The sequence below is a fragment of the Variovorax sp. J22P240 genome (assembly GCF_030316855.1).
Classification (GTDB): Bacteria; Pseudomonadota; Gammaproteobacteria; order Burkholderiales; family Burkholderiaceae_C; genus Variovorax.
The window spans coordinates 111,459-132,267 of record NZ_JASZYR010000015.1 but is presented as its reverse complement, the minus strand read 5'-3'; the positions used below and the strand labels follow the sequence as shown (position 1 = coordinate 132,267).

General features: G+C 66.8%; 23 protein-coding genes. 13 read left to right on the top strand and 10 right to left on the bottom strand.

The genetic code is table 11. The annotated features are described in order from the left end of the window. Nucleotides 1-100: 100 nt before the first annotated feature. Nucleotides 101-739, top strand: a complete 639-nt coding sequence (locus QTI24_RS26090) for an RluA family pseudouridine synthase (protein ID WP_286604315.1) — start codon at nucleotides 101-103, stop codon at nucleotides 737-739. Between the two features lie 21 nt (nucleotides 740-760). On the opposite strand, the gene QTI24_RS26085 is transcribed toward QTI24_RS26090, so the two are convergent. The 5 genes from QTI24_RS26085 to egtB form a co-directional block, all read right to left on the bottom strand. Next, a complete protein-coding gene (locus tag QTI24_RS26085; RefSeq protein ID WP_286566834.1) occupies nucleotides 761-1,207 on the bottom strand; it encodes a universal stress protein in 447 nt (148 codons plus the stop codon). 104 nt (nucleotides 1,208-1,311) lie between these two features. After that, nucleotides 1,312-2,052 (bottom strand): 2OG-Fe dioxygenase family protein, encoded by a 741-nt coding sequence (locus QTI24_RS26080; RefSeq protein WP_286604314.1) that lies wholly within the window; start codon nucleotides 2,050-2,052, stop codon nucleotides 1,312-1,314. Further along, complete coding sequence (locus tag QTI24_RS26075) at nucleotides 2,049-2,351, bottom strand: DUF427 domain-containing protein (RefSeq protein WP_503011317.1); 303 nt, start codon at nucleotides 2,349-2,351, stop codon at nucleotides 2,049-2,051. The genes QTI24_RS26080 and QTI24_RS26075 overlap by 4 nt, the downstream gene beginning before the upstream one ends. Before the next feature lie 45 nt (nucleotides 2,352-2,396). Continuing rightward, a complete protein-coding gene (gene egtD / locus QTI24_RS26070; protein ID WP_286604310.1) occupies nucleotides 2,397-3,374 on the bottom strand; it encodes an L-histidine N(alpha)-methyltransferase in 978 nt (325 codons plus the stop codon). Next, complete coding sequence (gene egtB / locus QTI24_RS26065) at nucleotides 3,374-4,621, bottom strand: ergothioneine biosynthesis protein EgtB (RefSeq protein WP_286604309.1); 1,248 nt, start codon at nucleotides 4,619-4,621, stop codon at nucleotides 3,374-3,376. Before egtB ends, egtD begins: the two co-directional genes overlap by 1 nt. Before the next feature lie 165 nt (nucleotides 4,622-4,786). Here egtB and QTI24_RS26060 point away from each other — a divergent pair, with 165 nt between their 5' ends. After that, complete coding sequence (locus QTI24_RS26060; RefSeq protein ID WP_503011315.1) at nucleotides 4,787-6,124, top strand: NAD(P)/FAD-dependent oxidoreductase; 1,338 nt, start codon at nucleotides 4,787-4,789, stop codon at nucleotides 6,122-6,124. Further along, the gene (locus QTI24_RS26055) at nucleotides 6,121-6,606 is read left to right on the top strand and encodes a RidA family protein (protein WP_286604308.1); all 486 of its coding nucleotides are present in this window, start codon (nucleotides 6,121-6,123) and stop codon (nucleotides 6,604-6,606) included. The genes QTI24_RS26060 and QTI24_RS26055 overlap by 4 nt, the downstream gene beginning before the upstream one ends. A 16-nt stretch (nucleotides 6,607-6,622) precedes the next feature. Here the strand turns inward: QTI24_RS26055 and QTI24_RS26050 are convergent, their stop codons facing one another. Continuing rightward, a complete protein-coding gene (locus tag QTI24_RS26050; RefSeq protein ID WP_286604306.1) occupies nucleotides 6,623-8,983 on the bottom strand; it encodes a cytochrome P450/oxidoreductase in 2,361 nt (786 codons plus the stop codon). 12 nt (nucleotides 8,984-8,995) lie between these two features. Further along, complete coding sequence (locus QTI24_RS26045) at nucleotides 8,996-9,973, bottom strand: Bug family tripartite tricarboxylate transporter substrate binding protein (protein WP_286604305.1); 978 nt, start codon at nucleotides 9,971-9,973, stop codon at nucleotides 8,996-8,998. Nucleotides 9,974-10,075: 102 nt separating this feature from the next. On the opposite strand from QTI24_RS26045, the gene QTI24_RS26040 reads away from it, so the two are divergent. Further along, nucleotides 10,076-10,918 carry an IclR family transcriptional regulator gene (locus QTI24_RS26040; protein ID WP_286604304.1) on the top strand — a complete coding sequence of 281 codons (843 nt, stop codon included), beginning with the start codon at nucleotides 10,076-10,078 and terminating at the stop codon, nucleotides 10,916-10,918. A gap of 28 nt (nucleotides 10,919-10,946) precedes the next feature. On the opposite strand, the gene QTI24_RS26035 is transcribed toward QTI24_RS26040, so the two are convergent. Continuing rightward, the gene (locus QTI24_RS26035; RefSeq protein ID WP_286604303.1) at nucleotides 10,947-12,638 is read right to left on the bottom strand and encodes a long-chain fatty acid--CoA ligase; all 1,692 of its coding nucleotides are present in this window, start codon (nucleotides 12,636-12,638) and stop codon (nucleotides 10,947-10,949) included. A 194-nt stretch (nucleotides 12,639-12,832) separates the two neighbouring features. Here QTI24_RS26035 and QTI24_RS26030 point away from each other — a divergent pair, with 194 nt between their 5' ends. From QTI24_RS26030 to QTI24_RS25995, 8 genes are all read left to right on the top strand, one after another. Further along, nucleotides 12,833-13,273 (top strand): OsmC family protein, encoded by a 441-nt coding sequence (locus QTI24_RS26030; protein WP_286604302.1) that lies wholly within the window; start codon nucleotides 12,833-12,835, stop codon nucleotides 13,271-13,273. Nucleotides 13,274-13,336: 63 nt separating this feature from the next. Beyond that, nucleotides 13,337-14,302 carry a Bug family tripartite tricarboxylate transporter substrate binding protein gene (locus QTI24_RS26025; protein WP_503011314.1) on the top strand — a complete coding sequence of 322 codons (966 nt, stop codon included), beginning with the start codon at nucleotides 13,337-13,339 and terminating at the stop codon, nucleotides 14,300-14,302. 62 nt (nucleotides 14,303-14,364) lie between these two features. Next, nucleotides 14,365-15,156, top strand: coding sequence for a transporter substrate-binding domain-containing protein (locus tag QTI24_RS26020; protein WP_286604301.1), 792 nt, complete (start codon nucleotides 14,365-14,367; stop codon nucleotides 15,154-15,156). 19 nt (nucleotides 15,157-15,175) lie between these two features. Then, complete coding sequence (locus tag QTI24_RS26015; RefSeq protein ID WP_286604300.1) at nucleotides 15,176-15,838, top strand: amino acid ABC transporter permease; 663 nt, start codon at nucleotides 15,176-15,178, stop codon at nucleotides 15,836-15,838. A 7-nt stretch (nucleotides 15,839-15,845) separates the two neighbouring features. Beyond that, on the top strand, nucleotides 15,846-16,499 hold the full coding sequence (locus tag QTI24_RS26010) for an amino acid ABC transporter permease (protein ID WP_286604299.1): 654 nt from the start codon (nucleotides 15,846-15,848) through the stop codon (nucleotides 16,497-16,499). Continuing rightward, nucleotides 16,483-17,265, top strand: coding sequence for an amino acid ABC transporter ATP-binding protein (locus QTI24_RS26005; protein WP_286604297.1), 783 nt, complete (start codon nucleotides 16,483-16,485; stop codon nucleotides 17,263-17,265). The genes QTI24_RS26010 and QTI24_RS26005 overlap by 17 nt, the downstream gene beginning before the upstream one ends. Nucleotides 17,266-17,391: 126 nt before the next feature. After that, nucleotides 17,392-17,904 carry a YceB family lipoprotein gene (locus QTI24_RS26000; protein WP_286604296.1) on the top strand — a complete coding sequence of 171 codons (513 nt, stop codon included), beginning with the start codon at nucleotides 17,392-17,394 and terminating at the stop codon, nucleotides 17,902-17,904. 2 nt (nucleotides 17,905-17,906) lie between these two features. Further along, nucleotides 17,907-18,893, top strand: coding sequence for a glycerophosphodiester phosphodiesterase (locus tag QTI24_RS25995; RefSeq protein WP_286604295.1), 987 nt, complete (start codon nucleotides 17,907-17,909; stop codon nucleotides 18,891-18,893). A gap of 16 nt (nucleotides 18,894-18,909) precedes the next feature. On the opposite strand, the gene QTI24_RS25990 is transcribed toward QTI24_RS25995, so the two are convergent. Beyond that, the gene (locus QTI24_RS25990; protein ID WP_286604294.1) at nucleotides 18,910-19,368 is read right to left on the bottom strand and encodes a Cd(II)/Pb(II)-responsive transcriptional regulator; all 459 of its coding nucleotides are present in this window, start codon (nucleotides 19,366-19,368) and stop codon (nucleotides 18,910-18,912) included. An 82-nt stretch (nucleotides 19,369-19,450) separates the two neighbouring features. Between QTI24_RS25990 and QTI24_RS25985 the strand changes: the two genes are divergently transcribed. Next, complete coding sequence (locus QTI24_RS25985; RefSeq protein ID WP_286604293.1) at nucleotides 19,451-20,491, top strand: P1 family peptidase; 1,041 nt, start codon at nucleotides 19,451-19,453, stop codon at nucleotides 20,489-20,491. On the opposite strand, the gene QTI24_RS25980 is transcribed toward QTI24_RS25985, so the two are convergent. Further along, nucleotides 20,446-20,661, bottom strand: a complete 216-nt coding sequence (locus QTI24_RS25980; protein WP_286604291.1) for a hypothetical protein — start codon at nucleotides 20,659-20,661, stop codon at nucleotides 20,446-20,448. The two genes, QTI24_RS25985 and QTI24_RS25980, sit on opposite strands and share 46 nt — an antisense overlap. Between the last annotated feature and the right edge of the window lie 148 nt (nucleotides 20,662-20,809).

Sequence of the window (20,809 nt, the reverse complement as noted above, 5' to 3'; positions counted from 1 at the left end):
GCGTGAGATCGGAAAACCTGGAAGAACTGGGGGGAGCGGCTGCAACGGACATCGCGACGAGGATAGCCGAGCCGCCCGGTGCTTCTAGACTCCGCCTGCGATGACCGACCTGCACCTGATCCATGAAGACTCGCACCTGCTGGTGTTCGACAAGCCCGCCGGCCTGCTCTGCGTGCCCGGCCGCGGCGAGGACAAGCAGGACTGCCTCAGCGCGCGCGCCGCGCGGCGTTGGCCTGACGCGTTGGTCGTGCACCGGCTCGACATGGCAACCAGCGGCCTGGTCCTGATGGCGCGCAACCCGGCCATGCAGCGCGCGCTCGGCGACGCCTTCGCCAACCGGCAAGTGAGCAAGCGCTACGAAGCCATCGTCGACGGCCTGCTGCCGATGACCGACGAATGGTCATTGATCGATGCACCGCTGATCGCGGACTGGCCGAGAAGGCCCTTGCAGAAGGTCGACCCGGCCGGCAAGCCCAGCCAGACGCGATGGCGTGTGAAGCAGTCTTTGCCCGAACGCCGGGCCAGCCACCTGTGGCTGGAGCCGCTGACGGGACGCAGCCATCAATTGCGCGTGCACCTTCTGTCGATCGGCCATCCGATCCTCGGCGACGCGCTCTACGGGCATGAAGACATTGAACGCCGCGCGCCAAGATTGCTGCTGCACGCGACCACGCTTGAATTCGAGCACCCTGCCAATGGAAAGCCTTGCCGCTTCGAGAGCCCGCCGCCTTTCGCCTGATGGGGCGTCAGTTGGCGATCCCTAGCTGAGGTCGCCTTTCACCACGAGGACCGGCACCTTCGCGTCCTGCAGCACGCGCTGCGTCACGCTGCCGAGCAGGAGCTTCTCGATGCCTGTTCGGCCGTGCGAGCCCATCACGATCAGGTCGGCGCCGATCGCGATGGCGGTATCGACGATGCCTTCGTGCACCACGTGCCCGTCGATCACACGCTGATCGCTGTGCAGGCCCTCGGCGGCCAGCGCCGCCACGCCGCGCGCCAGCGCGGCATTCGCGCTGCTGGTGGCAGCGGCAAGGTATTCGTTCTGGCCGAGCGCGTAGTCAGCGCCCACGCCGATGAAAGGATAGTTGTCCACCACGTGGATGAGCGTGATGCGACTGCCGAAGGCCAAGGCCAGCCCGCTGGCCTTGCTGACCGCCAGCATCGACGTTTCGGACCCGTCGATCGGGACCAGGATGTGATTGAACATGGCTGACCTCTTTCATGCACAGGATTCGCGGGCGAATCGGGCCTCGAATTTACATCCAAGCCCGGGGCTTCGGATGTAGGACGTCTACGGTCGGCGCCTCGAACTCAATCGCCCTGGAATGCACCGGCGCGGCAGGTCACGACCAGCGTGTCGCGCCAGCCGGGCTCGCCTTCAACCAGCGGCTGAATCGGGGTCGATTCATGGATCACGCGAGCGTCGTCGAGCAGCAGCAAGGACCATGGCTCGGTCATCGTGAAGCGTTCGCCGCGCCGTCCGCCGGCTTCGAACACGCGTGTTTCGCCGCCCTTGATGTTGTGACGGCCGACCAGCGCGACGGCGACCAGGTCGACGCCATCGCGGTGCGCGCCTTCCGGCGTCGGGCGGCCGATGCCGTCCGTGGTGTCGATGCGGAACTGGTGCGCCTCGACATACCAGCGCTGCGTGCCGCGCAAGCCGCTCGTCACGTTGCCGAGTCCGCTCATGAGTCGCTGCCAGATCGGTTGCGCAACAGTGGCTGCCTCCATCGGCGCGAACCAGCGCTGCATGCCACCATGCAATGCGTTGTATTCGACCGGCTGCCAATGCGCGCGATGCGGCACTTGCTCGACGCCGGCCTCATCTACCGTGAAACAGGCATGGCGGCGCGTGCGATAGCGGCCGCCGTCCTTCAGGTATTCGTCGGCCGGCAGGTGTGCCCAATCGACATGCAAGGCATCGAGCTGCGCCAGCGGCGCGCCGAGCCAGTCGGCCACGCCCTGCGGACTCAGCACGGCATAGCCGTCCTGGCGCAAGGTGGGAACGAGTCGATCGGGCGGTGTGAAAGGTGGGCTGAACGCAGTGCTCACTCCGTCACCTTCACGCCCTTCCAGAATGCGACGCGGTCCTTGACCATCTCCGCTTCCGGCTTGGGATCTGCGTAGTACCACGCGGCGTCGGTGTTGAGTTCGCCGTTGACCAGCAGCGAGTAATAGCTCGCCGTGCCCTTCCATGCGCACGTCGTCTTGTGGTTGCTGAAGGTCACATGGTCGCGGTTGAGCGAATCCATCGGGAAGTAGTGGTTGCCTTCGACGAGCACAGTGTCGTCGCTCTCGGCGACGGTGACGCCGTTCCAGGTTGCTTTCATTTCTTGACTCCGTGGCGCGATGCGCCGCCAATCCACGAAAGTAGCACATTCCCTTCGCGGGTCGAGCTAGGCGGCCTGAAGCCAGTGAACGCTGAACAGGTGATCGGGGTCTGTCCACACGGCAGCGGGACGGAAGCCGGCCTTGACGGCGAGCGTGCGCAACCCTTCCACGGTGAACTTGTGCGAGTTCTCGGTATGGATCGTCTCGCCCTCTTCAAAGGCGAAGCGCTGACCATCGAGTGTGACGGTCTGCGCCCGGCGACTCACAAGGTGCATCTCGATGCGACGCATCGGCGAGTTGTAGAAGGCCGCATGCGTGAACCCGCCAAGATCGAAGTCGGTATCCAGCTCGGCATTGGCGCGCCGCAGCAAATTGAGGTTGAAGGCCGCCGTCACGCCCTGCGCGTCGTTGTAGGCCGCGTGCAGCAAGGCCGGGTCCTTCACGAGATCCACGCCGAGGAGCAGGCCGCCTCCGCGCAACAACCGATGCGCCAGCTGCAGGAAAGCCAGGGCCTCGTCAGGACTGAAGTTGCCCAAGGTCGAGCCCGGGAAGAACCCCACCCGCTGCCCGGCGCCCTTGTCTCGCGAGGGCAGCACCAGCGGCATCGTGTAGTCGGCCACGACAGGCTGGACGATGACATGGGGATAGTCCGCGCGCAAACGCGCCGCCGCCGCTTCGAGATGCTCTCCCGAAATGTCGATCGGCACATAGCGCTTCGGCGCTTCGAGCGCATCGAGCAGCAGCCGCACCTTGGTGAGCGATCCCGCGCCGAACTCGACGATCTCGGCGTTGGGGCCGATCTGCGCCGCGATCTCGTCCGCGCATTCGGTGAGGATGCGCACTTCGGTGCGTGTCGGGTAGTACTCCGGCAACTCGCAGATGCGATCGAACAGAGCCGAGCCCGCGACGTCGTAGAAAAACTTCGGCGAGATGCTCCGCGACCCCAGACTGAGACCCGCGAACAGTTCGCGAGCGAAGTCGGAGAGAGGCGCAGCCCGTTGGGCAGCCCGGAATGCGTGGAGATTGAATGCAGGAGTGCCCATCAGAGGTCCTTCGCGAGCCGCAGCCCCGAGAACTGCCAGCGTGCGGCCGGCGGGAAGAAGTTGCGATAGCTCGGCCGCGTGTGCCCGTCAGGCGTGGCGACGCTGCCGCCGCGAAGCACGAGTTGGCCGACCATGAACTTGCCGTTGTATTCCGCCGCGATGCCCGCGAGCGGGCGAAAGCCCGGGTACGGGTCATAGGAAGAGCGCGTCCACTGCCACACGTGGCCGCTCATCTGCGAGATGCCCGATGCGTCGTGCGCAGCCTCCCATTCGAACTCCGTGGGCAGACGCGCGCCGGCCCATTCCGCATACGCGGCGGCCTCGTAGAAACTAAGTTGCGAAACCGGTGCGCCTGCCTCCAGCGGCCGCACGCCGTGCAGGCCGAAGACCTGCCACCCGGCCGAGGCACCGTGGTGCGCGAGGCGCGGATCGTCCGGCGCGAGCCAGTAAGCCGGACCACGCCACCCTTGCGCCTGCACGGCCGCCCAGCCGTCGGAGAGCCACAGTTCGGGCCGCTGGTAGCCACCGTCGGCGATGAACTGCGCATAGTCGCCACAATTCACGAGCCGGTCCGTGATGGCGTAAGGCTGCAGTAGCACGGCATGGCGCGGCGTCTCGTTGTCGAACACGAATCCTGCGCCACCATGGCCGATCTCCACCACGCCGCCGGGTTGTGACAGCCATCGCATCGCGGGTGCCACGGATGCCAGCCGCAACACCGGCGCCGTCGCCGCCCGGTACGCCGGCATCAAGGGATTGCACGACAGCGCGTGCAGGATGTCGGTGACGATCAACTCCTGGTGCTGTTGCTCGTGGTGCAGGCCGAGCGTGACGATGCCTTCGATCGCCACCCAGTCGTCCTCGCGCGCGCCGCAGAGCAACGCATCCACCGCCTCGTCGACATGGCGGCGGTACGCATGCACTTCGTCGAGCGACGGCCGCGTCAGCAGTCCACGCTGCGGCCGCGGATGGCGCGGTCCCAGTGCCTCGTAGTAGGAATTGAAGAGATAGTGAAAGCGAGGGTCGAACACGCGATAGCCGTCCGCATGCAATTGCAGCAGCACCGTCTCGAAGAACCAGGTGGTGTGCGCCAGGTGCCACTTCGTGGGACTGGCATCGGGCATGGACTGGATGCACTGGTCTTCGGCCGACAGCGGAGCCGCCAGCGCCAGGCTGTGCGCGCGAACCGATCGAAAACGATCGCGCAACTCGTCCGCCGCCGGCAAAGCCGGCCGGATGAAGTTCATGGGAGCTCCAATTTTGGTTTGAACGGTTTTTTAGCCCATGCACACAGGCCGACGCCGTAGGACAAGATCGCGCAGCGGAGGTGGGCCGCGACGCCGGCGCAGCGGAACGCGACACTTTGGCACAAGTCGCTCGCGCGTGCCAAGGCCCTGCGTATCATCCGGCGAATGAGCAAAACAGGCCGGCCCCACATCGTCATCGTCGGCTGCGGGTTCGGCGGACTGGAGGCCGCACGCAGGCTGCAGCGCGCGGACGTCGACATCACGTTGATCGACAAGACCAACCACCACCTGTTCCAGCCCCTCCTTTACCAGGTTGCGACCGCAGGCCTCGCCGCGCCGTCGATCGCAGCACCGGTGCGGCTCTTGTTTCGGCGGCAACCCAATGTCACAACCTTGCTCGGCGAAGTGACGCAGATCGACCCTGTGGCACGCGAAGTGCGCCTGGCCGACGGCGCCCACCTCGTCTGGGACCACCTGATCCTCGCCGCCGGCGCGACGCACAGCTATTTCGGCCACGACGACTGGGCGCGGATGGCGCCCGGCCTCAAGACGCTGGCCGATGCCTTCGAGATCCGCCGCCGCATCCTCCTGAGCTTCGAGGCGGCCGAGATCGAGTCAGACCCGGCACGCCGGCGAGCCTTGCTGACCTTTGCCGTGATCGGCGCCGGCCCGACCGGCGTGGAGATGGCCGGCACGCTCGCCGAGATCGCCCGCCACACTCTCGAAGGCGAGTTCCGCCACATCGACCCGAGCAGCGCCGAGGTGCTGCTGATCGAGGGCGGCCCGCGCGTGCTGCAAGCCATGCCCGAGTCGCTCAGCCAGCGCGCGCAGGATCAGTTGCAGAAGCTCGGCGTGCAGGTGCGCCTCAACGCACGGGTGACATCCGTCGATGCGACCGGCCTGCAGGTCGAATCGCCTTTCAGTGATGGCGGCGCAGGCGTGGGCAGCCACCGCATCGAATGCAATTGCGTGGTCTGGGCGGCGGGCGTCGCCGCCTCGCCGCTGGGTCGCCTGCTCGCCGATGCGATCGGCGTGGAGACGGACCGCGCCGGCCGCGTCAAGGTGCTCGCGGACCTCAGCCTGCCGGGTCATCCGGACATCAGCGTCGTGGGCGATCTCGCGGCCGCGCTGAGCCACCGTCCCGGCAAGGAGCCCAAGCCGGTGCCCGGCGTTTCGCCCGGCGCCAAGCAGATGGGACGCGCCGCCGCGGACAACATCCTGCGCCGCATCGCGGGCCAGCCGACCGAGCCCTTCCGCTATCGCGACTACGGCAACCTGGCGACGATCGGCCGCAATTCGGCTGTCGTCGACCTGGGCACGCCCTTCGGCCCCCTTCGCTTCTCGGGGCGCATGGCGTGGCTCTTCTGGCTGTTCGCGCACGTCTATTTCCTGATCGGCTTTCGCAACCGCATCGTGGTGCTGATGGATTGGGCCAGCGCGTACTGGAGCTTTCAGCGGTATGCGCGTGTGGTCGCGGATGTCAGGGCGCGAGGTGAGTCATGAATCGCATCGAAAGCAAACTCCAATCGCTGGGACTGGTGCTGCCTCCGCCCATCGCGATGCCGCCGGGCGTGTCGTTGCCCTTTCCTTGGGTGCGCCTCTCGGGCCAGCGGGCGTTGATCTCGGGCCATGGACCGCAGAACAGCGACGGAACGCTCGCCCAGCCGCTCGGCAAGGTCGGGCGCGAACTCACGATCGAGCAGGGCTATCAGGCAGCCAGGCTCGCCGCCCTCGGCATGCTTGCGAGCCTGCAGCGCGCCATCGGCGACCTGGACCACGTCACGGCCTGGGTGCGCGTGTTCGGCATGGTCAACGCGGCGCCGGGCTTCCATCGGATGCCGGCCGTGATCAACGGGTTCTCGGACCTGATCATCCAGCTCTACGGCCCCGAAATCGGCGCCCATGCGCGCAGCGCGGTCGGGCTGGCGGAACTGCCCTTCGACATTCCGGTCGAGATCGAGGCCGAGGTCGAATTCAGCGGCTAGCCTGCGGATCGGCCGATCACAGTTCCAGGACCAGCCTGCCGCCACCACTGCAGGCGCGCGAGCAGCACGTCATCATCTTCGTGTCGGCCTCGCGTTCGGCGCGCGTGAGCACGACGTCGCGGTGGTCGACCTTGCCCGCCAGCACGCGCACCTCGCACGATCCGCAGAGCCCCTCCTCGCAATCGCTCTGCACGTCGATGTTGGCCGCGCGCAGAGCGCTCAGCACGGTCTGGTCGGCCGGTACGTGCACGACGATGCCCGAATCCTTCAACTCGACGTCGAAGGCGTGTTCGCGCGAGGGGTCCAGGGTTCGGAGGGTCGACTCGAAATGCTCGACATGCAGCGCGTCCTCGGGCCACGCTGCGCAGTGCGCCTCCAGTGCCGACAGCATGCGTACCGGCCCGCAGGCGTAGACCTGGGTACCGGGTTCGGGCGTGGCGAGCAGCGCCGCCAGGTCATTGCGCCGGCCTTGGTCGCCGGCGTAGACGACCAATCGCTCGCCATGCATGTCAGCCAGATCGTCGACCAAAGCCATGCTGGCGCGCGAGCGCCCGCTGTAGTGCAGCGCGTAGTCGATGCCCAGAGCCTTTGCGCGTCTGGCCATGGCACTCACGGGCGTGATGCCGATGCCCCCTGCGATGAAGATCACCTTCTTCGCCGACTCGTCCAGGTGGAAGTGGTTGCGCGGGCCCCGGATCTTGAGCTTGTCGCCGGCCTTCACGTTCGAATGCACCCACGCGGAGCCGCCGCGACCGTCGGCCTCGCGCAGCACCGCGATCTCCAGCGCATTCACGTCGTCGACGTCTCCACACAGCGAGTACTGCCGCGAGCGTTCAGGATGGCCGCACTCGATGTCGATGTGCGAACCCGGTGTCCAGCGCGGCATCGGCCGTCCGTCCGGCGCGACGAGGCGGAGCTTGACGATGCCGTCCGCCACCCGGGTGACGCTCTCGACAACCACCGGCCGCGTGATCGCGCCCTTCGAGGGTTCGCCGAGCCGCACGGGCACGGCGACCTCGGGATGGCGCAGCGCGGCCTGTGTGCGCTCGGGGTTGTGGGCCGGCTCCCATTCGACCCACAGATGCTCCGGCCCCCGGAACGAGGTGTTGGGCACGTACGAGAACTCTTGCGGCGACAGGCGCATGTGCGGCAGCCGGCGCGTGAACTCCTCCAGGAAGATCTGCATCTCCATGCGCGCCAGGTTCTTGCCCATGCACTGATGCGAGCCGTAGCCGAAGGTGAGATGGTCGCTCGCGTTGTCGCGCCGGATGTCGAACAGGTCGGCGTCCGCGAAATGGGCCTGGTCATGATTGGCCGACGAGGTGACGATCAGCAGCTTCGAGCCGGCAGGAAGATCGACGCCGCCCACCTGCGCATCGGCTGTCACGATGCGGCGCCATGCCGCGACCGAGCCGTTGTGCCGCAGGCATTCCTCGACCGCGTTGGGGATCAGGCTCGGGTCTTCGCAGATGTCGCGCCAGGCGTCGGGGTGCTGCAGCAGCAACTTCATCGCGTTGGCGGTAGCGTTGGCCGTGGTCTCGTGGGCCGCGACGATGCCGGCCATCATCATCGAGTGCAGGTACGAATCCGTGACGACGTCGGGCAACTCGCGCTGCTTGCGCAACCCGTACTGCATCCAGCCGCCGCCCTCCGGGTCCTGGCGCATCTTGTCGAGCACCTGGCCGGCGAACTGCCAGAAGTTGCCGACGGCATGGGCCACCGCCACCTGCTCTTCCGGCTTCGGCCGGCCCCACGTGTTGACCGTGTGCGCGATCGAGTACTTGCGCAGCGTCTCCATGTCTTCTTCGGGCACGCCGAGGAAATGCAGGGCCACGGTCAGGGGGACTTCCCAGAGCATCTGGTCGACGAGGTCGGCGCGGCCGTCGTCGATGAAGCGGTCGACGTACTCGCGCGCGAGCTGTCGCACCATCGGTTCGTGGTGCTTGAGTTCCTCGGGCGTGAACGGGTCCATCAACGCGCGGCGGCGCGGCATGTGCGCCGGCTCGTCCTCGTTGACCAGCGTGCGGTTCAGCGCGAAGCCGTAGGACGCGAGCACCGCGTTCGCCTCATCGCCGGTCGGCGTGATCTTTTCGAGCGCGATGGACGGGCTGAAGGTGATGTTGTCGCGAAAGATCGCCTTGATGTCGTCATAGCGCGTGACCACCCAGTAGCCGAGCTTCGGGCTCCAGAAGATCGGCTCCTTCTCGCGCGCCCATCGCACGTACTCGGGCGGGTCCTGCTGGTAGCCGTCCTCGAAGGGGTCGAAGTCGGCGGCGCGCAGGCTGACCGGGCAACCGGTCGGCGTGCGCTCGGCGGACAGCGCACCATGCGCCACGGGGCAACCGGTCGTTCGACGCGGGACTTCCACACTGCTCATGGCGGCGCCTCCTCAGTCCAGCGAGATCTTCAGGTCACGGATGAGCTTCTGCCACTTGATGGTCTCGGCCTTCAGCAACTCCGCGAACTGCGCCGGCGTGTTGCCGACCGGCTCGACACCGAAGTCGACCAGCCGCTTGGTGACGGCCGGGTCGTGGATCGCCTCGACGACCTGCTTGTTGATCGCGGCGATGGTCGCGGGCGGCGTGCCTGCGGGCACCACCATGCCGACGAGCGCCGCCGCTTCGACATTCTTGTAGCCCAGTTCAGCGAAGGTCGGCACGTCCGGCAACTGCGGCAGCCGGGTCGCGTTTGCCACGGCCAGCGCCTTGACCTTGCCGCCCTTGATGAAGCCGGCGCCTGCGGCCAGGTCGACCATCATGGCCGGGATCTGGCCGCCGGCCACGTCGGCCAAGGCCGGCGCGGCGCCGCGATACGGTGCATGGACCATCTCGATGCCGGCCTCAGACTTCAGCAGTTCCATCGCCAGATGGTGAGGACTTCCCGCTCCGGCCGAACCGTAGTTGAAGCCGCCGGACTTGGCCTTGGCCTGGGCGATGAAATCCTTGGCGTCCTTGACCTCGATGCCAGGACCGACGACCAGGATCATCGGAAAGCGCCCCATCAGCGTGACGGGTGCAAGGTCCTTGGTAGGGCTGTAGCTGAGCGCCTTGTAGAGCACCGGATTGAAGACCAGCGTGCCGTTGTCTGCCGACAGCACCGTGTAGCCATCCGCCGCGGCGCGCGCGACCTCGGCAGCACCGAGCGCCGTGTTGCCGCCGGGCTTGTTGTCGACCAGGACCGGCTGGCCCGCCTGCGTCGACCAGGTCTGCCCGATGGTGCGCGCGAGGAAGTCGGAGCCGCCACCCGCCGCATAGGGAACGACCCATCGGACCGGCTTGGTCGGAAAGGTCCCCGGGGCCTGTTGCGCGAGCGCGGGCAGGTGCAGGACGGGCAACGCCAGCAGCGTCGCGACAAGAAGCTTCTTCATCGGGTCGATCCTTAGGAGTGATTTGCGTAATTGTTATACGCTATGCGTAATCAAAACATGGGGTTTCTACCGCCCCGCTTCCCCTCATTAGGATCAAACGCCATGAGCAAGACCAAGAAGCCCGATCCAGCGCTAGACGCCGCCGCCCCGCGAGTGCTGGAGCGCCGGCAGCGCGTCCAGTCCGCAGAAACGGGCATGGCCGTGCTCAAGACCTTGTCGGGCATGGGCGGCAGTGCGGGCCTGTCCGCGCTGGCCGCGCAGGTGGGGGAAAGCCCGGCCAAGGTGCATCGCTACCTGGCGAGCCTGATCCAGGAGGGTCTGGTCGACCAGGACGCAAGCTCCCAGCGCTATTTCCTTGGACCCGAGCTGATCCAGATTGGCTTGACGGCGATGCGCCAGGCCGAGCCCATCCGCCTCGCCGAACCGGCGCTGGTCCGACTGCGGGAAAGCCTGGAGATCACCTGCTTTGTGGCTCTCATGGGCAACAAGGGGCCCACCATCATGCGTTTCGAGGAGCCTGGCTTGCCCGTGACGGTCAATGTGCGCGCCGGCTCGGTGATGTCGCTGGTCTGGTCAGCGACCGGCCGGGTCTTCCTGGGGCTGCTGGACGAGGCCCGCGTGCGGACCCTGGCGGAAGAAGAGCTGGCCGCCGCGACACCCGACATGCTCGCCCTGCTGCCCATGCCGAATCCGATCGACAGCCTGCAGAGCGAAGTCCGTGCTGCCGGCTGTGCCGTCGTGAAGGACGTCTACCTGCGCGGCATCAGCGCCGTGGCCGCCCCCGTGTTCGACTTCACCGGCCGGGTGTGCGCCGTGATCACTGCCCTTGGCGCCAGTGGTGGCTTCGATCCGTCCGTGAACGGCCCGATCGCGACGGCTGTTCGACGTGAAGCGCAGGCCACCAGCGCGAAGCTCGGTTACGCGGGCCCGCGATTGGAAAGCTGACGGCGCGAGGCTCTCGCGCCGGGTCCCGTCAGGGCTTGCTCTCCGCCTCCTGCAGCAGCCGCCACATCACCTTGCCGCTGCCGCTCTTGGGCAAGGCATCGACGAACTGCACCGCGCGCGGGATCTTGTAGACCGCCATGTTCTCGCGGCACCAGTCGATGATCTGCTGCTCGGTCGTGTCCTTGTGCGTCGGGCGCAGCACGACCACGGCCTTGACCGATTCGCCGCGATAGGCGTCCTTCATCGCGATCACGCAGGCCTCCTGGATTGCGGGGTGGCGGAACATCAGCAGTTCGACCTCGGCCGGCCAGACCTTGAAGCCGCTCGCATTGATCATGCGCTTGAGGCGGTCGGTCATGAAGAAGTAGCCGTCCTCGTCCATGCGGCCCATGTCGCCCGAGCGGAAGAAGCGCTTGCCCTCGAACTCGACGAAGGCTGCGGCCGTCGCGTCGGGGCGCTTCCAGTAGCCCTGGAAGACTTCGGGGCCGTGGATGATGATTTCGCCCGATTCGCCGATGGGCATTTCCTGCAGCGTGTCGGGGTCGACCACGCGCGCATCGGTGCTCATGTAGGGAATGCCCAGGCACTGCTGCTTGGGGTTCTCGAAGGGATTGGCGTGCGATGGCGCGGCGGTTTCGGTGAGTCCGTAGCCTTCCTGGTACTTCAGCCCGAACTGCTCCAGCAGACGCTGTGCGACGGCCTGCGGCATTGCCGCACCGCCGCCGCCGATGTAGGCGAGGCTGCTCAGGTCGTAGTTCGCGAAGTTCGGGCTGGCCATCAGGTCGATGACCATGGTGGGGATGTTGGTCCAGCTCGTGACCTTGCGGCGCGAGATGAGCCGTCCGGCGACGTCGCGGTCCCAGCGCGGCATGATGACCAGCGTGCCCGCGATGAGGATCGTCGTGTGCATCATGCTCACCACACCTGTGATGTGGAACATCGGCACCACCGCCAGCACCACGGCTTCCGACGAGCCCAGGCCCCAGATCTGGCCGGCGAAGGCGTTGTGCATCAGGCTCGAATGGTGGTGGATGCAGCCCTTGGGCAGGCCGGTGGTGCCGCTGGTGTAGGGCAGCAAGGCCATGTCGTTGGCACCGACCACGTGCTCGGGCGCGGGGTGCCCGGCATTCATCGCATCGGTCCACGCCATGACGGCGCCGCCTTCGAGCGCGGGCAAGGGGTGGCGCGTCAGCAGCCAGTCGCGCCAGGCCGCAGCGGGCGCCTCGTCGCCGGTCACTTCGGCGTCGAAGGTGTCGGTGAACTGGGTGACGATCATGTGCGCGAGCCGGTCCTTGGGCTCGAGCGCGTTGCTGGCCTTGGCGAGTTCGGACGCCAGATCGCCGGTCGTGATCGCGACCTTCGCATCCGGGTCGGTGATGTAGTGCTTCAGTTCCTCGGCACGATTCATCGGATTGACCGGCACGACGACGGCATTGGCGCGCAGGATCGCGAAATGCGCGATCACGAGTTGCGGGCAGTTCTGCATGTCGAGCAGCACCCGGTCGCCGCGTTTGACGCCCAGTGCATGCAGCGTGCCGGCGAGGCGCTCGGCCTGCGCGGCGAATTCGCGGTAGGTGATCTCGCTGCCGAAGAAGACGAGCGCGGCCTTGTCGGGGTAGCGTGCGGCAGCGGTCGAGAGGTTGTGCCACAGGGAGGTGGCGGGCACAGTGATCGAACGGGGCAGGCGCTGGGGCCAGAATTTGTAGTGCGGGCGATCCATACAGTCTCCAAACAGCGTGAGAGCCTACGACGCCCCGCGAGGCGCCTGCATCGGGGAAGCCCCGAAGCCGTCACATCGGTGACTCGCCAGGGCCGCCAGGGTCACCACTTTGTTGCACCAAAGGCCGACAGACGGCGCCGCCGATATGCCGTACAACGGCAGGCTCCGTTCAACCCACTCACCAAGGAGTTCACATGGCTGCAGACAAGCACGCGAGCGTTCACTGGGAAGGCGCCGGCAAGACCGGCAAGGGCCAGATCAGCACAGAGACCGGCGCGCTCAAGGATTATCCCTACGGATTCGCGAGCCGCTTCGAAGACGACAAGCGCGGCACCAACCCGGAAGAAATCCTGGGCGCGGCGCACGCCGGCTGCCTGACGATGGCGTTCGCCTTCGCGCTCGAAGGCGCGGGCTTCACCGCCAATTCGATCGACACCAAGGCGGCGGTGCGTCTCGCCAAGGACGGTCCCGGTTTCAAGATCGACCGCATCCAGCTCGAACTCGAAGCCAGCATCCCGGGGATCGACGAAGCGAAGTTCCAGGAACTCGCCGCCGGCGCGAAGGCCGGCTGCCCGCTGTCGAAGGCGCTCGCCAGCGTGCCCGAGATCACGCTGAAGGCCACGCTCAAGAGCTGAATCCAGCGCGGGGCCGCGTAGGCAGGCGCTGTTTATGATCCCTCGCTCAACGAGGAGACAAACATGAACATCGCCCGCAAAGGCATCGCGGCGGTCCTGTGCTTGGCGGCTTGCGCCACAGCCATGGCCGCCTTTCCCGAAAAACCGATCAAGGTCGTGATCGGCTTTCCTGCCGGAGGGCCGCTGGACCAGCACGCACGCCTGCTGACCGACAAGCTGCAGGCCGTGCTCGGCCAGCCCGTGATCGTCGACTACAAGCCCGGCGCAGGCGGCTCGGTCGGCGCCGAGGCCGTCGCCAAGAGCCCGGCGGACGGCTACACGCTGATGCTGGCCAACACGGGCGTGGCAGTGATCAACGGCGCGCTCTACGCCAAGCTGCCTTACAACACGCTCAAGGACTTCACGCCGATCGCCCGCACCGCCATGCAGCCGCTCGCGCTGCTGGTGACGCCGAAGCTGCCGGTGACCAGTCTCAAGCAATTCGTCGACTACGCCCGCGCGCGGCCGGGCCAGATCAACTACGGCTCGGCCGGCAACGGCGGCATCAGCCACCTGGTGCCGGAGATGTTCAAGAACGCGACCGGCATCTTCATGGTCCACATCCCCTATCGCGGCAGTGCGCCGGCCTTCACCGACTTGATGGGCGGGCAGGTGCAGTTCATGGCCGAATCGATTCCGCAGGCGGCCAACTATCACAAGCAAGGCAAGGTCCGTGCGCTGGCCGTCACCAGCGCGACGCGCAACCCCGCCCTCCCCGATGTGCCGACGGTGATCGAGGCCGGCATCAAGGGTTTCGAGGTGGTCGGGTTCTACGGCTTTCTCGCGCCCGCCGGCACGCCGAAGGACGTGGTCGCCAAGCTCAGCGACGCGTTCAAGCAGGTGCTGACCAGCCCCGAGGTGCGCGACCGCATGGTGAGCCAAGGCGCTGACCCTGCCTTCCTCGGTTCCGAGGACTTCGCGAAATTCCTGGTCGCTGAAACGCCCCGTTGGGAGAAAGCGGTCAAGGCCTCCGGCGCCCGGATGGACTGAACCGGCACAGCTCTTGCGTACAGCCGGTGGAAGCAACCATCGACTTACCCAGGAGCCCTGCCATGAAGTATTCCAAGCGCCAGTTCGCGTCGATCCTCGCCGCGGCCGCGCTGTTCAGCGTCGGTGCCGCGCACGCCCAGAATGCGCTCGACAACGTCCTGAAGGCCAAGACCATCAAGATTGCCGTGCCGACGGACTACCCGCCCTACGGCTCGGTCGACAAGACCATGACGCCGCAAGGCCTCGACGTCGAGATGGCCCAGCTCATCGCGAGCAAGCTGGGCGTCAAGGTCGAGCTGGTGCCCGTGACCAGCGCCAACCGCATCCCCTACCTGCAGACGCGCAAGGCGGACCTCGTGATCTCCACGCTCGGCAAGAACGCCGAGCGCGAGAAGGTGATCGATTTCTCGGCCGCCTACGCACCCTTCTTCCAGGCGGTGTACGCCTCCAAGAACCTTGCCATCAAAAGCTTTGCCGACATGGGCGGCAAAAGCGTGGCTGTGACACGCGGCGCGATGGAAGACCAGGAGCTGGCCAAGGTGGCGCCGTCCAACGTCGACTACAAGCGCTTCGAGGACAACAACGCCACCATCGCCGCCTTCGTCGCGGGCCAGACGCAGACCATCGCCACCAGCGCGGCCGTCGCCGGCGACATGATGCAGAAGAACCCGCAGCTCGGCGCCGAATACAAGCTGCTGCTCAAGGACAGCCCCTGCTTCATCGGCATCGCCAAGGGCGAGGATGCGCTGAAGACCAAGGTCAACGACATCATTGCCGGCGCGAAGAAGGACGGCACGCTCGACGCCATGGCGAAGAAATGGCTGGGCCGCCCCGCGGGCGACCTGCCGGTCTGAGCGTGCGATAGCCATCGACATGGGCATCGAATTTGACTTCGGCGCCGTCCTCGGCCAATGGCCCCTGCTCGTCAGGGGCGTGCTGTGGACGCTGGGCCTGACCGCCATCGCGACCGTGATCGGCATGGTCGTCGGCGTCGCCTGCGCATGGGCCCGCGCGAGCGGCCCTGCGTGGCTGCGCTGGATCGTGGGCAGCTACGTGGAGCTGATCCGCAACACGCCCTTCATCGTGCAGCTGTTCTTCATCTTCTTCGGGCTGCCGGCTGCGGGCTTCAAGCTCTCGCCGGAGGTGGCTTCGATCATCGCGATGGTGATGAACCTCGGCGCCTACGCGACCGAGATCATCCGCGCCGGCATCGAGGCCACGCCCCGCGGGCAGATCGAGGCGGCTGTGAGCCTGGCGCTCAACAAGGTGCAGGTGTTCATGCGCGTGGTGCTACCGCCAGCGATGAAGAAGGTGTGGCCCGCGATGGTGAGCCAGATCATCATCGTGATGCTGGGCTCGGCCGTCTGCAGCCAGATCTCGACCGAGGAACTGAGCTATGCCGCGAACCTGATCCAGAGCCGCAACTTCCGCGCGTTCGAGGCCTTCATCATCGCGACGCTGATCTACCTCGCGCTGTCGGTGGGCGCACGCCGGCTGCTCAACTGGGCAGGGCCCAGGTATTTCTTCGGACGCTGAGGCGCGCATGACCGACTTCTCCCTCTGGGACATCCTGCGCAACCTGCTGCTGGCCTTGCGCTGGACCGTCGTGCTGTCGCTGATCGCCTTCGTCGGCGGCGGCGTGGTGGGAGGGCTGCTGCTTTTCCTGCGCCTGTCCGGCGGCCGCTTGGCCCAACGGCTGATCGGCCTCTACGTGCAGGTCTTTCAGGGCACGCCGCTGCTGATGCAGCTCTTCCTGGCCTACTTCGGCATCGCGCTTTTCGGCATCGACGTTTCGGCGTGGACCGCCGCATCGGTGGCGCTCACGCTGTACACGAGCGCATTTCTCACCGAGATCTGGCGCGGGTGCGTGGCTTCCATTCCCAAGGGGCAGTGGGAGGCTTCCGGCAGTCTCGCGCTCAACTTCAGTGAGCAGATGCGCCACGTGATCCTGCCGCAGGCCACGCGCATCGCCGTGGCGCCGACGGTAGGCTTCCTGGTGCAGGTGATCAAGGGCACGGCGCTGGCCTCGGTCATCGGCTTCGTCGAACTCACCAAGGCGGGCAGCATGATCTCGAACGCGACCTTCAAGCCCTTCGTCGTGTTCAGCTGCGTCGCCCTGCTCTATTTCGTGCTGTGCTTTCCCGTGAGCCTGTACGCCAAGAACCTCGAGAGGAAGATCCATGGCGCTCGTCGCTGAAGCCCCCGTCCCCAGCGCCAGCGCATTCGCGGCGCCGATCGTGCGGATCACCGCGCTGCGCAAGTCCTATGGCAGCAACGAGGTGCTCAAGGGCATCGACCTCGAGGTCAAGCGCGGCGAGGTGATCGCGATCATCGGCAAGAGCGGCTCGGGCAAGAGCACGCTGCTGCGTTGCATCAATGGGCTCGAAGTCTTCCAGGAAGGTTCGCTCACGGTGGACGGCAAGCCGCTGCTGCACGAGAGCGCGATGGCGATGCGCGAACTGCGCCAGCACGTGGGCATGATCTTCCAGAGCTTCAACCTGTTCCCACACCTCACGGTCGGGCGCAATGTGATGCTCGCGCCCACATTGGTCAAGAAGCGCGGCAGCGTCGAGGCCGCATCGCAGGCTCGCAAGCTGCTCACGCGCGTCGGGCTGGCCGAGAAGTTCGACGCCATGCCCGACCAGCTCTCCGGCGGCCAGCAGCAACGGGTGGCGATCGCCCGCGCGCTGGCGATGGAGCCGGCGGTGCTGCTGTGCGACGAGATCACCTCCGCGCTCGACCCCGAACTCGTGGGCGAGGTGCTTCGCGTGGTGGAGTCGCTTGCCGACGAAGGCATGACGCTGCTGATGGTGACGCACGAGATGAGCTTCGCGCGCAAGGTGAGCGATCGCGTGATCTTCATGCACCAGGGCCGCGTGCACGAAATGGGTCCGCCGGCCGAGTTGTTCGGCAATCCGCAGACCGCGGAACTGAAACAGTTCCTTTCGTCCTTGCACGACTGAGCGGACGTCGGCCGGGGAACCCCCGGCGTGTGGCAAGCTCCGAGCGGTATGCGAAACCGCTCTCCTCTTCGATTCCGCCTCCACTCCCGCCGTACCCTCCTGCGCGCGCTGCTGGGTACGTGCGCGATGCCCGCGCCGTTCGCCGCGCTGGCCGGATTCAACTTCTTCACCAGCGAATACACCGCGAGCCGAGATGAACTGCAGGCGCAGATCGCCAAGCGCTTTCCGGTGCAGAAGCGCTACGCGGACATCTTCACGGTCGGCCTGCGCGATCCGCGGTTGGGGCTGGACGCGCGCAGCAACCGCGCGGCGATCACGGCGGTGCTGTCGATCTCGAGCCCGTTGTTGCAGCCGCAGACGGTTGAGGGCATCGTCTCGGTCAGCAGCGCGCTCAAGTACGACGCACCCACTCGCGCCCTGCGGCTGGACCGGCCGCAGGCGGAGCGGCTCGAACTGCAGGGCGTGACGGGCCGCGACGCAGAGCGCCTGCAGAACATCGGCGCCGTGGTGGCACAGGAGCTTCTGCGAGACCAGGCGTTGCGCACCTTCACGGCCGAAGAGTTGACCGTGGGACGCAAGACCTACGAGATCGGTGCGATCACGGTGCAAGATGACGGAATCACCGTAGAACTCAAATGAGGATGAAACACTGGAGGTTCGCGCCCTGCTTGCTTTGCCTGTCGATGTTCGCAGGCTGTGCATCGCCCGTGCGCGATGCCAAGCCGACCATTGACCTTCAAGCGCATCGCGGCGGCCGCGCCCTCGCGCCGGAAAACACGCTGGCCGCGTTCTCCAAGGCGGTCGGCCTCGGCGTCACCACGCTCGAACTCGACATCGGACTCACGGCCGACGACGTCGTGGTCATCTCGCACGACACGGTGTTGAACCCCGATCACACGCGCGACGCACGCGGTGCCTTCCTGGCGTCGAAGGGGCCGGCGATACGATCGCTGCGTCTCGCGCAACTGCAGACCTACGACGTCGGCCGCATCGACCCCGCAAGCAACTACGGCAAGGCCTTCCCGAAGCAGTTGACCAACGATGGCGAGCGCATCCCGACCTTGGCCGCGCTGTTCGAAAGAACGCGTGAACTGGGTGCGGACCAGGTTCGCTTCAACATCGAGACCAAGCTGGAGCCGGCCCGGCCGGACGAAACCGCCTCGCCCGAGCAGATGGTCCGCGCGCTGCTGACGGAGATCGACAAGGCCGGCATGTCCCAGCGCGTCACCATCCAGAGCTTCGACTGGCGCTCGCTCACGCTGGTCGGTCAACAGGCGCCTCAACTGCCCCGCGCCTACCTCACGAGCCCGCGCACGCTGAAGGACAGCCGCTGGACCTCGGGCCTGCGTATCGAGGACTTCGGCTCAGCTCCGCGGCTGGTGAAGGCTGCGTCCGGGGACAGCAAGGCGCCCGTGGTCTGGTCCCCGTCCTTTGACGATCTCACGCCCGCCCTGGTGAAGGAGGCGCAGGCGCTCGGCCTCCGCGTGCTGCCCTGGACCGTGAACGAGCGCGCTGACATGGCGCGGCTCATGGATTGGGGCGTGGACGGCCTCATCACCGACGATCCGGCCATCCTGCGCGACGTGATGGCTGAGCGGGGTGTGCCGCTGCCTGCGCGCGGCCGCTGAGGGCGCCTGGTCGAACTCAGACGTGACGCGCGGCTCTGGAGGGCCTCGGGTTCGCGAGAGGCTGGCGGTCGGCTCGGGCGTGCAGCGTCTCGATGATGTGGCATTGCGCATCCGTGCCGTCGCAGCAGTCGCGCAGCGCGATGAGATCCTTCTCCAGCGAGCGCAGTTCGCGCAGGCGTTCGCGCACGTGGCCCAGATGCGCATCGAGCGCCACGCAGGCGGCATCGCAATCGGCCTTGCTGCGCAGGTCGAGCGCCAGCAGGGTGCGCACCTCGTCGAGCGACATGTCCATGGCACGGCACAGGCGGATGAAGCGCAGGCGGTGCACGTCGGCGTCGCTGTACATGCGGTAGCTGTTGTCGCTGCGCGCCTGCGGCGCGATGAGGCCTTCCTTTTCGTAGTAGCGGATGTTGGCGGCGCTCACGCCGCTGCGGGCGGCGGCGTCGCCGATGCGGTAGCCCTGATCGTTGGCCATGGCGGAATCTTCAAGTGACTTCAAGGTTGGTCGATCGTGGCATCTCAGCGATCGAAGCGCAACGGCCCGCCATAATCATTCGATGTCCGATCAGCCTCTTCCCGGCACCCCCGCCACCGCGCGAGCGGGCGCCATCACCGATGTCGCCGGCATCGAAGTCGGCCATTACAGCGATCCTCGCCGCCCCACCGGCTGCACCGTGGTCCTCACGCGCGGCGGTGCGGTTGCCGGCGTCGACGTGCGCGGTGCCGCGCCCGGCACGCGCGAGACCGATCTGCTTGCGCCCGGCAACCTCGTCCAGCAGGTGCATGCGGTGGTGCTCGCGGGCGGCAGCGCCTGGGGCCTGGCGGCGGCCGACGGCGCGACGCGCTGGCTGGAGGAGCGTGGCATCGGCCTGGACGTTCGCTACGGCACGCTACCGATCGTGCCAGCCGCCGTGCTGTTCGACCTGCCGGTCGGCGACGCCCGCATCCGGCCTGATGCCGCCGCCGGCTATGCGGCCTGCGAAGCCGCATCTTCCGCAGCGCCGGCCGAAGGCAACGTGGGCGCAGGCAGCGGCGCGCTGGTCGGCAAGCTGTTTGGCGTACATCGGGCGATGAAGGGTGGCATCGGCACGGCATCGGTCACCGTCAATGGGGTCACCGTCGGTGCGCTGATCGCCTGCAATGCGCTGGGCGACGTGATCGACCCCGACACCGCGCAAGTCATCGCCGGCGCCCGAACCGAGGACGGCAGGGCCTTGCTCGACACGCGCCGCGCACTGCTTCGCGGGGAGTTGCCCAAGCCGCTGCTGGCCGGAACCAACACCACGCTGGGCGTGGTCGCGACCGATGCCGTGCTCACCAAAGTGCAGGCCAACCGGCTGGCCAGCGTCGCGCACGACGGTCTCGCACGCGCCATCAATCCAGTTCACACCATGAGTGACGGTGACACGCTCTTTGCGCTCGCCACCGGGCGCGTGCCGCTCGAAGGCGATGCGCCGGGCATGACGGTGTTGGGCACGATGGCGGCCGAAGTCGTGGCGATCGCGACGCTGCGCGCCGTGCGCGCAGCGAGCTCAGTCCGCATCGGCGAGAGCTACTTTCCCTCCGCGGCGGATCTGGGCCCGAGGCCCCCGCCGTGAGGCATAGTCCGTTGGTCCCAGCGGGCGCCCAGCATCGCCGAGACGGCAACGACGGCAATCAGCAGCAAGGTGCCGAAGCCCGCGTACAGAAGCAGTTTCAGCGGCGAGATGATCGAGAACAGGTGATGGCCGGCAATCAGCAGCAGCACTGCCAGGGCAAGCAGTGCCATGAGGAGCTTTCCCAGGAAGGCCAGTCGGGTCTTGAGGTTCGTCATGGTCGGGCAGAGGGTCGAGCGAGAGTCAGTCGGGATGGAGCTGTGCCGTGTTCGCTATTGGGCGCGCCCCAGAGGCCTTCATCAATAACCGGCCGGGTGTATT

Coding starts and splice junctions, on each gene's coding strand:
- QTI24_RS26090 (WP_286604315.1), top strand. CDS start 101: ATGACCGACCTGCACCTGATCCATGAAGACTCGCACCTGCTGGTGTTC.
- QTI24_RS26085 (WP_286566834.1), bottom strand. CDS start 1,207: ATGTTCAATCACATCCTGGTCCCGATCGACGGGTCCGAAACGTCGATG.
- egtD (WP_286604310.1), bottom strand. CDS start 3,374: ATGGGCACTCCTGCATTCAATCTCCACGCATTCCGGGCTGCCCAACGG.
- egtB (WP_286604309.1), bottom strand. CDS start 4,621: ATGAACTTCATCCGGCCGGCTTTGCCGGCGGCGGACGAGTTGCGCGAT.
- QTI24_RS26060 (WP_503011315.1), top strand. CDS start 4,787: ATGAGCAAAACAGGCCGGCCCCACATCGTCATCGTCGGCTGCGGGTTC.
- QTI24_RS26055 (WP_286604308.1), top strand. CDS start 6,121: ATGAATCGCATCGAAAGCAAACTCCAATCGCTGGGACTGGTGCTGCCT.
- QTI24_RS26050 (WP_286604306.1), bottom strand. CDS start 8,983: ATGAGCAGTGTGGAAGTCCCGCGTCGAACGACCGGTTGCCCCGTGGCG.
- QTI24_RS26045 (WP_286604305.1), bottom strand. CDS start 9,973: ATGAAGAAGCTTCTTGTCGCGACGCTGCTGGCGTTGCCCGTCCTGCAC.
- QTI24_RS26040 (WP_286604304.1), top strand. CDS start 10,076: ATGAGCAAGACCAAGAAGCCCGATCCAGCGCTAGACGCCGCCGCCCCG.
- QTI24_RS26035 (WP_286604303.1), bottom strand. CDS start 12,638: ATGGATCGCCCGCACTACAAATTCTGGCCCCAGCGCCTGCCCCGTTCG.
- QTI24_RS26030 (WP_286604302.1), top strand. CDS start 12,833: ATGGCTGCAGACAAGCACGCGAGCGTTCACTGGGAAGGCGCCGGCAAG.
- QTI24_RS26025 (WP_503011314.1), top strand. CDS start 13,337: ATGAACATCGCCCGCAAAGGCATCGCGGCGGTCCTGTGCTTGGCGGCT.
- QTI24_RS26020 (WP_286604301.1), top strand. CDS start 14,365: ATGAAGTATTCCAAGCGCCAGTTCGCGTCGATCCTCGCCGCGGCCGCG.
- QTI24_RS26015 (WP_286604300.1), top strand. CDS start 15,176: ATGGGCATCGAATTTGACTTCGGCGCCGTCCTCGGCCAATGGCCCCTG.
- QTI24_RS26010 (WP_286604299.1), top strand. CDS start 15,846: ATGACCGACTTCTCCCTCTGGGACATCCTGCGCAACCTGCTGCTGGCC.
- QTI24_RS26005 (WP_286604297.1), top strand. CDS start 16,483: ATGGCGCTCGTCGCTGAAGCCCCCGTCCCCAGCGCCAGCGCATTCGCG.
- QTI24_RS26000 (WP_286604296.1), top strand. CDS start 17,392: ATGCCCGCGCCGTTCGCCGCGCTGGCCGGATTCAACTTCTTCACCAGC.
- QTI24_RS25995 (WP_286604295.1), top strand. CDS start 17,907: ATGAAACACTGGAGGTTCGCGCCCTGCTTGCTTTGCCTGTCGATGTTC.
- QTI24_RS25990 (WP_286604294.1), bottom strand. CDS start 19,368: ATGGCCAACGATCAGGGCTACCGCATCGGCGACGCCGCCGCCCGCAGC.
- QTI24_RS25985 (WP_286604293.1), top strand. CDS start 19,451: ATGTCCGATCAGCCTCTTCCCGGCACCCCCGCCACCGCGCGAGCGGGC.
- QTI24_RS25980 (WP_286604291.1), bottom strand. CDS start 20,661: ATGGCACTGCTTGCCCTGGCAGTGCTGCTGCTGATTGCCGGCCATCAC.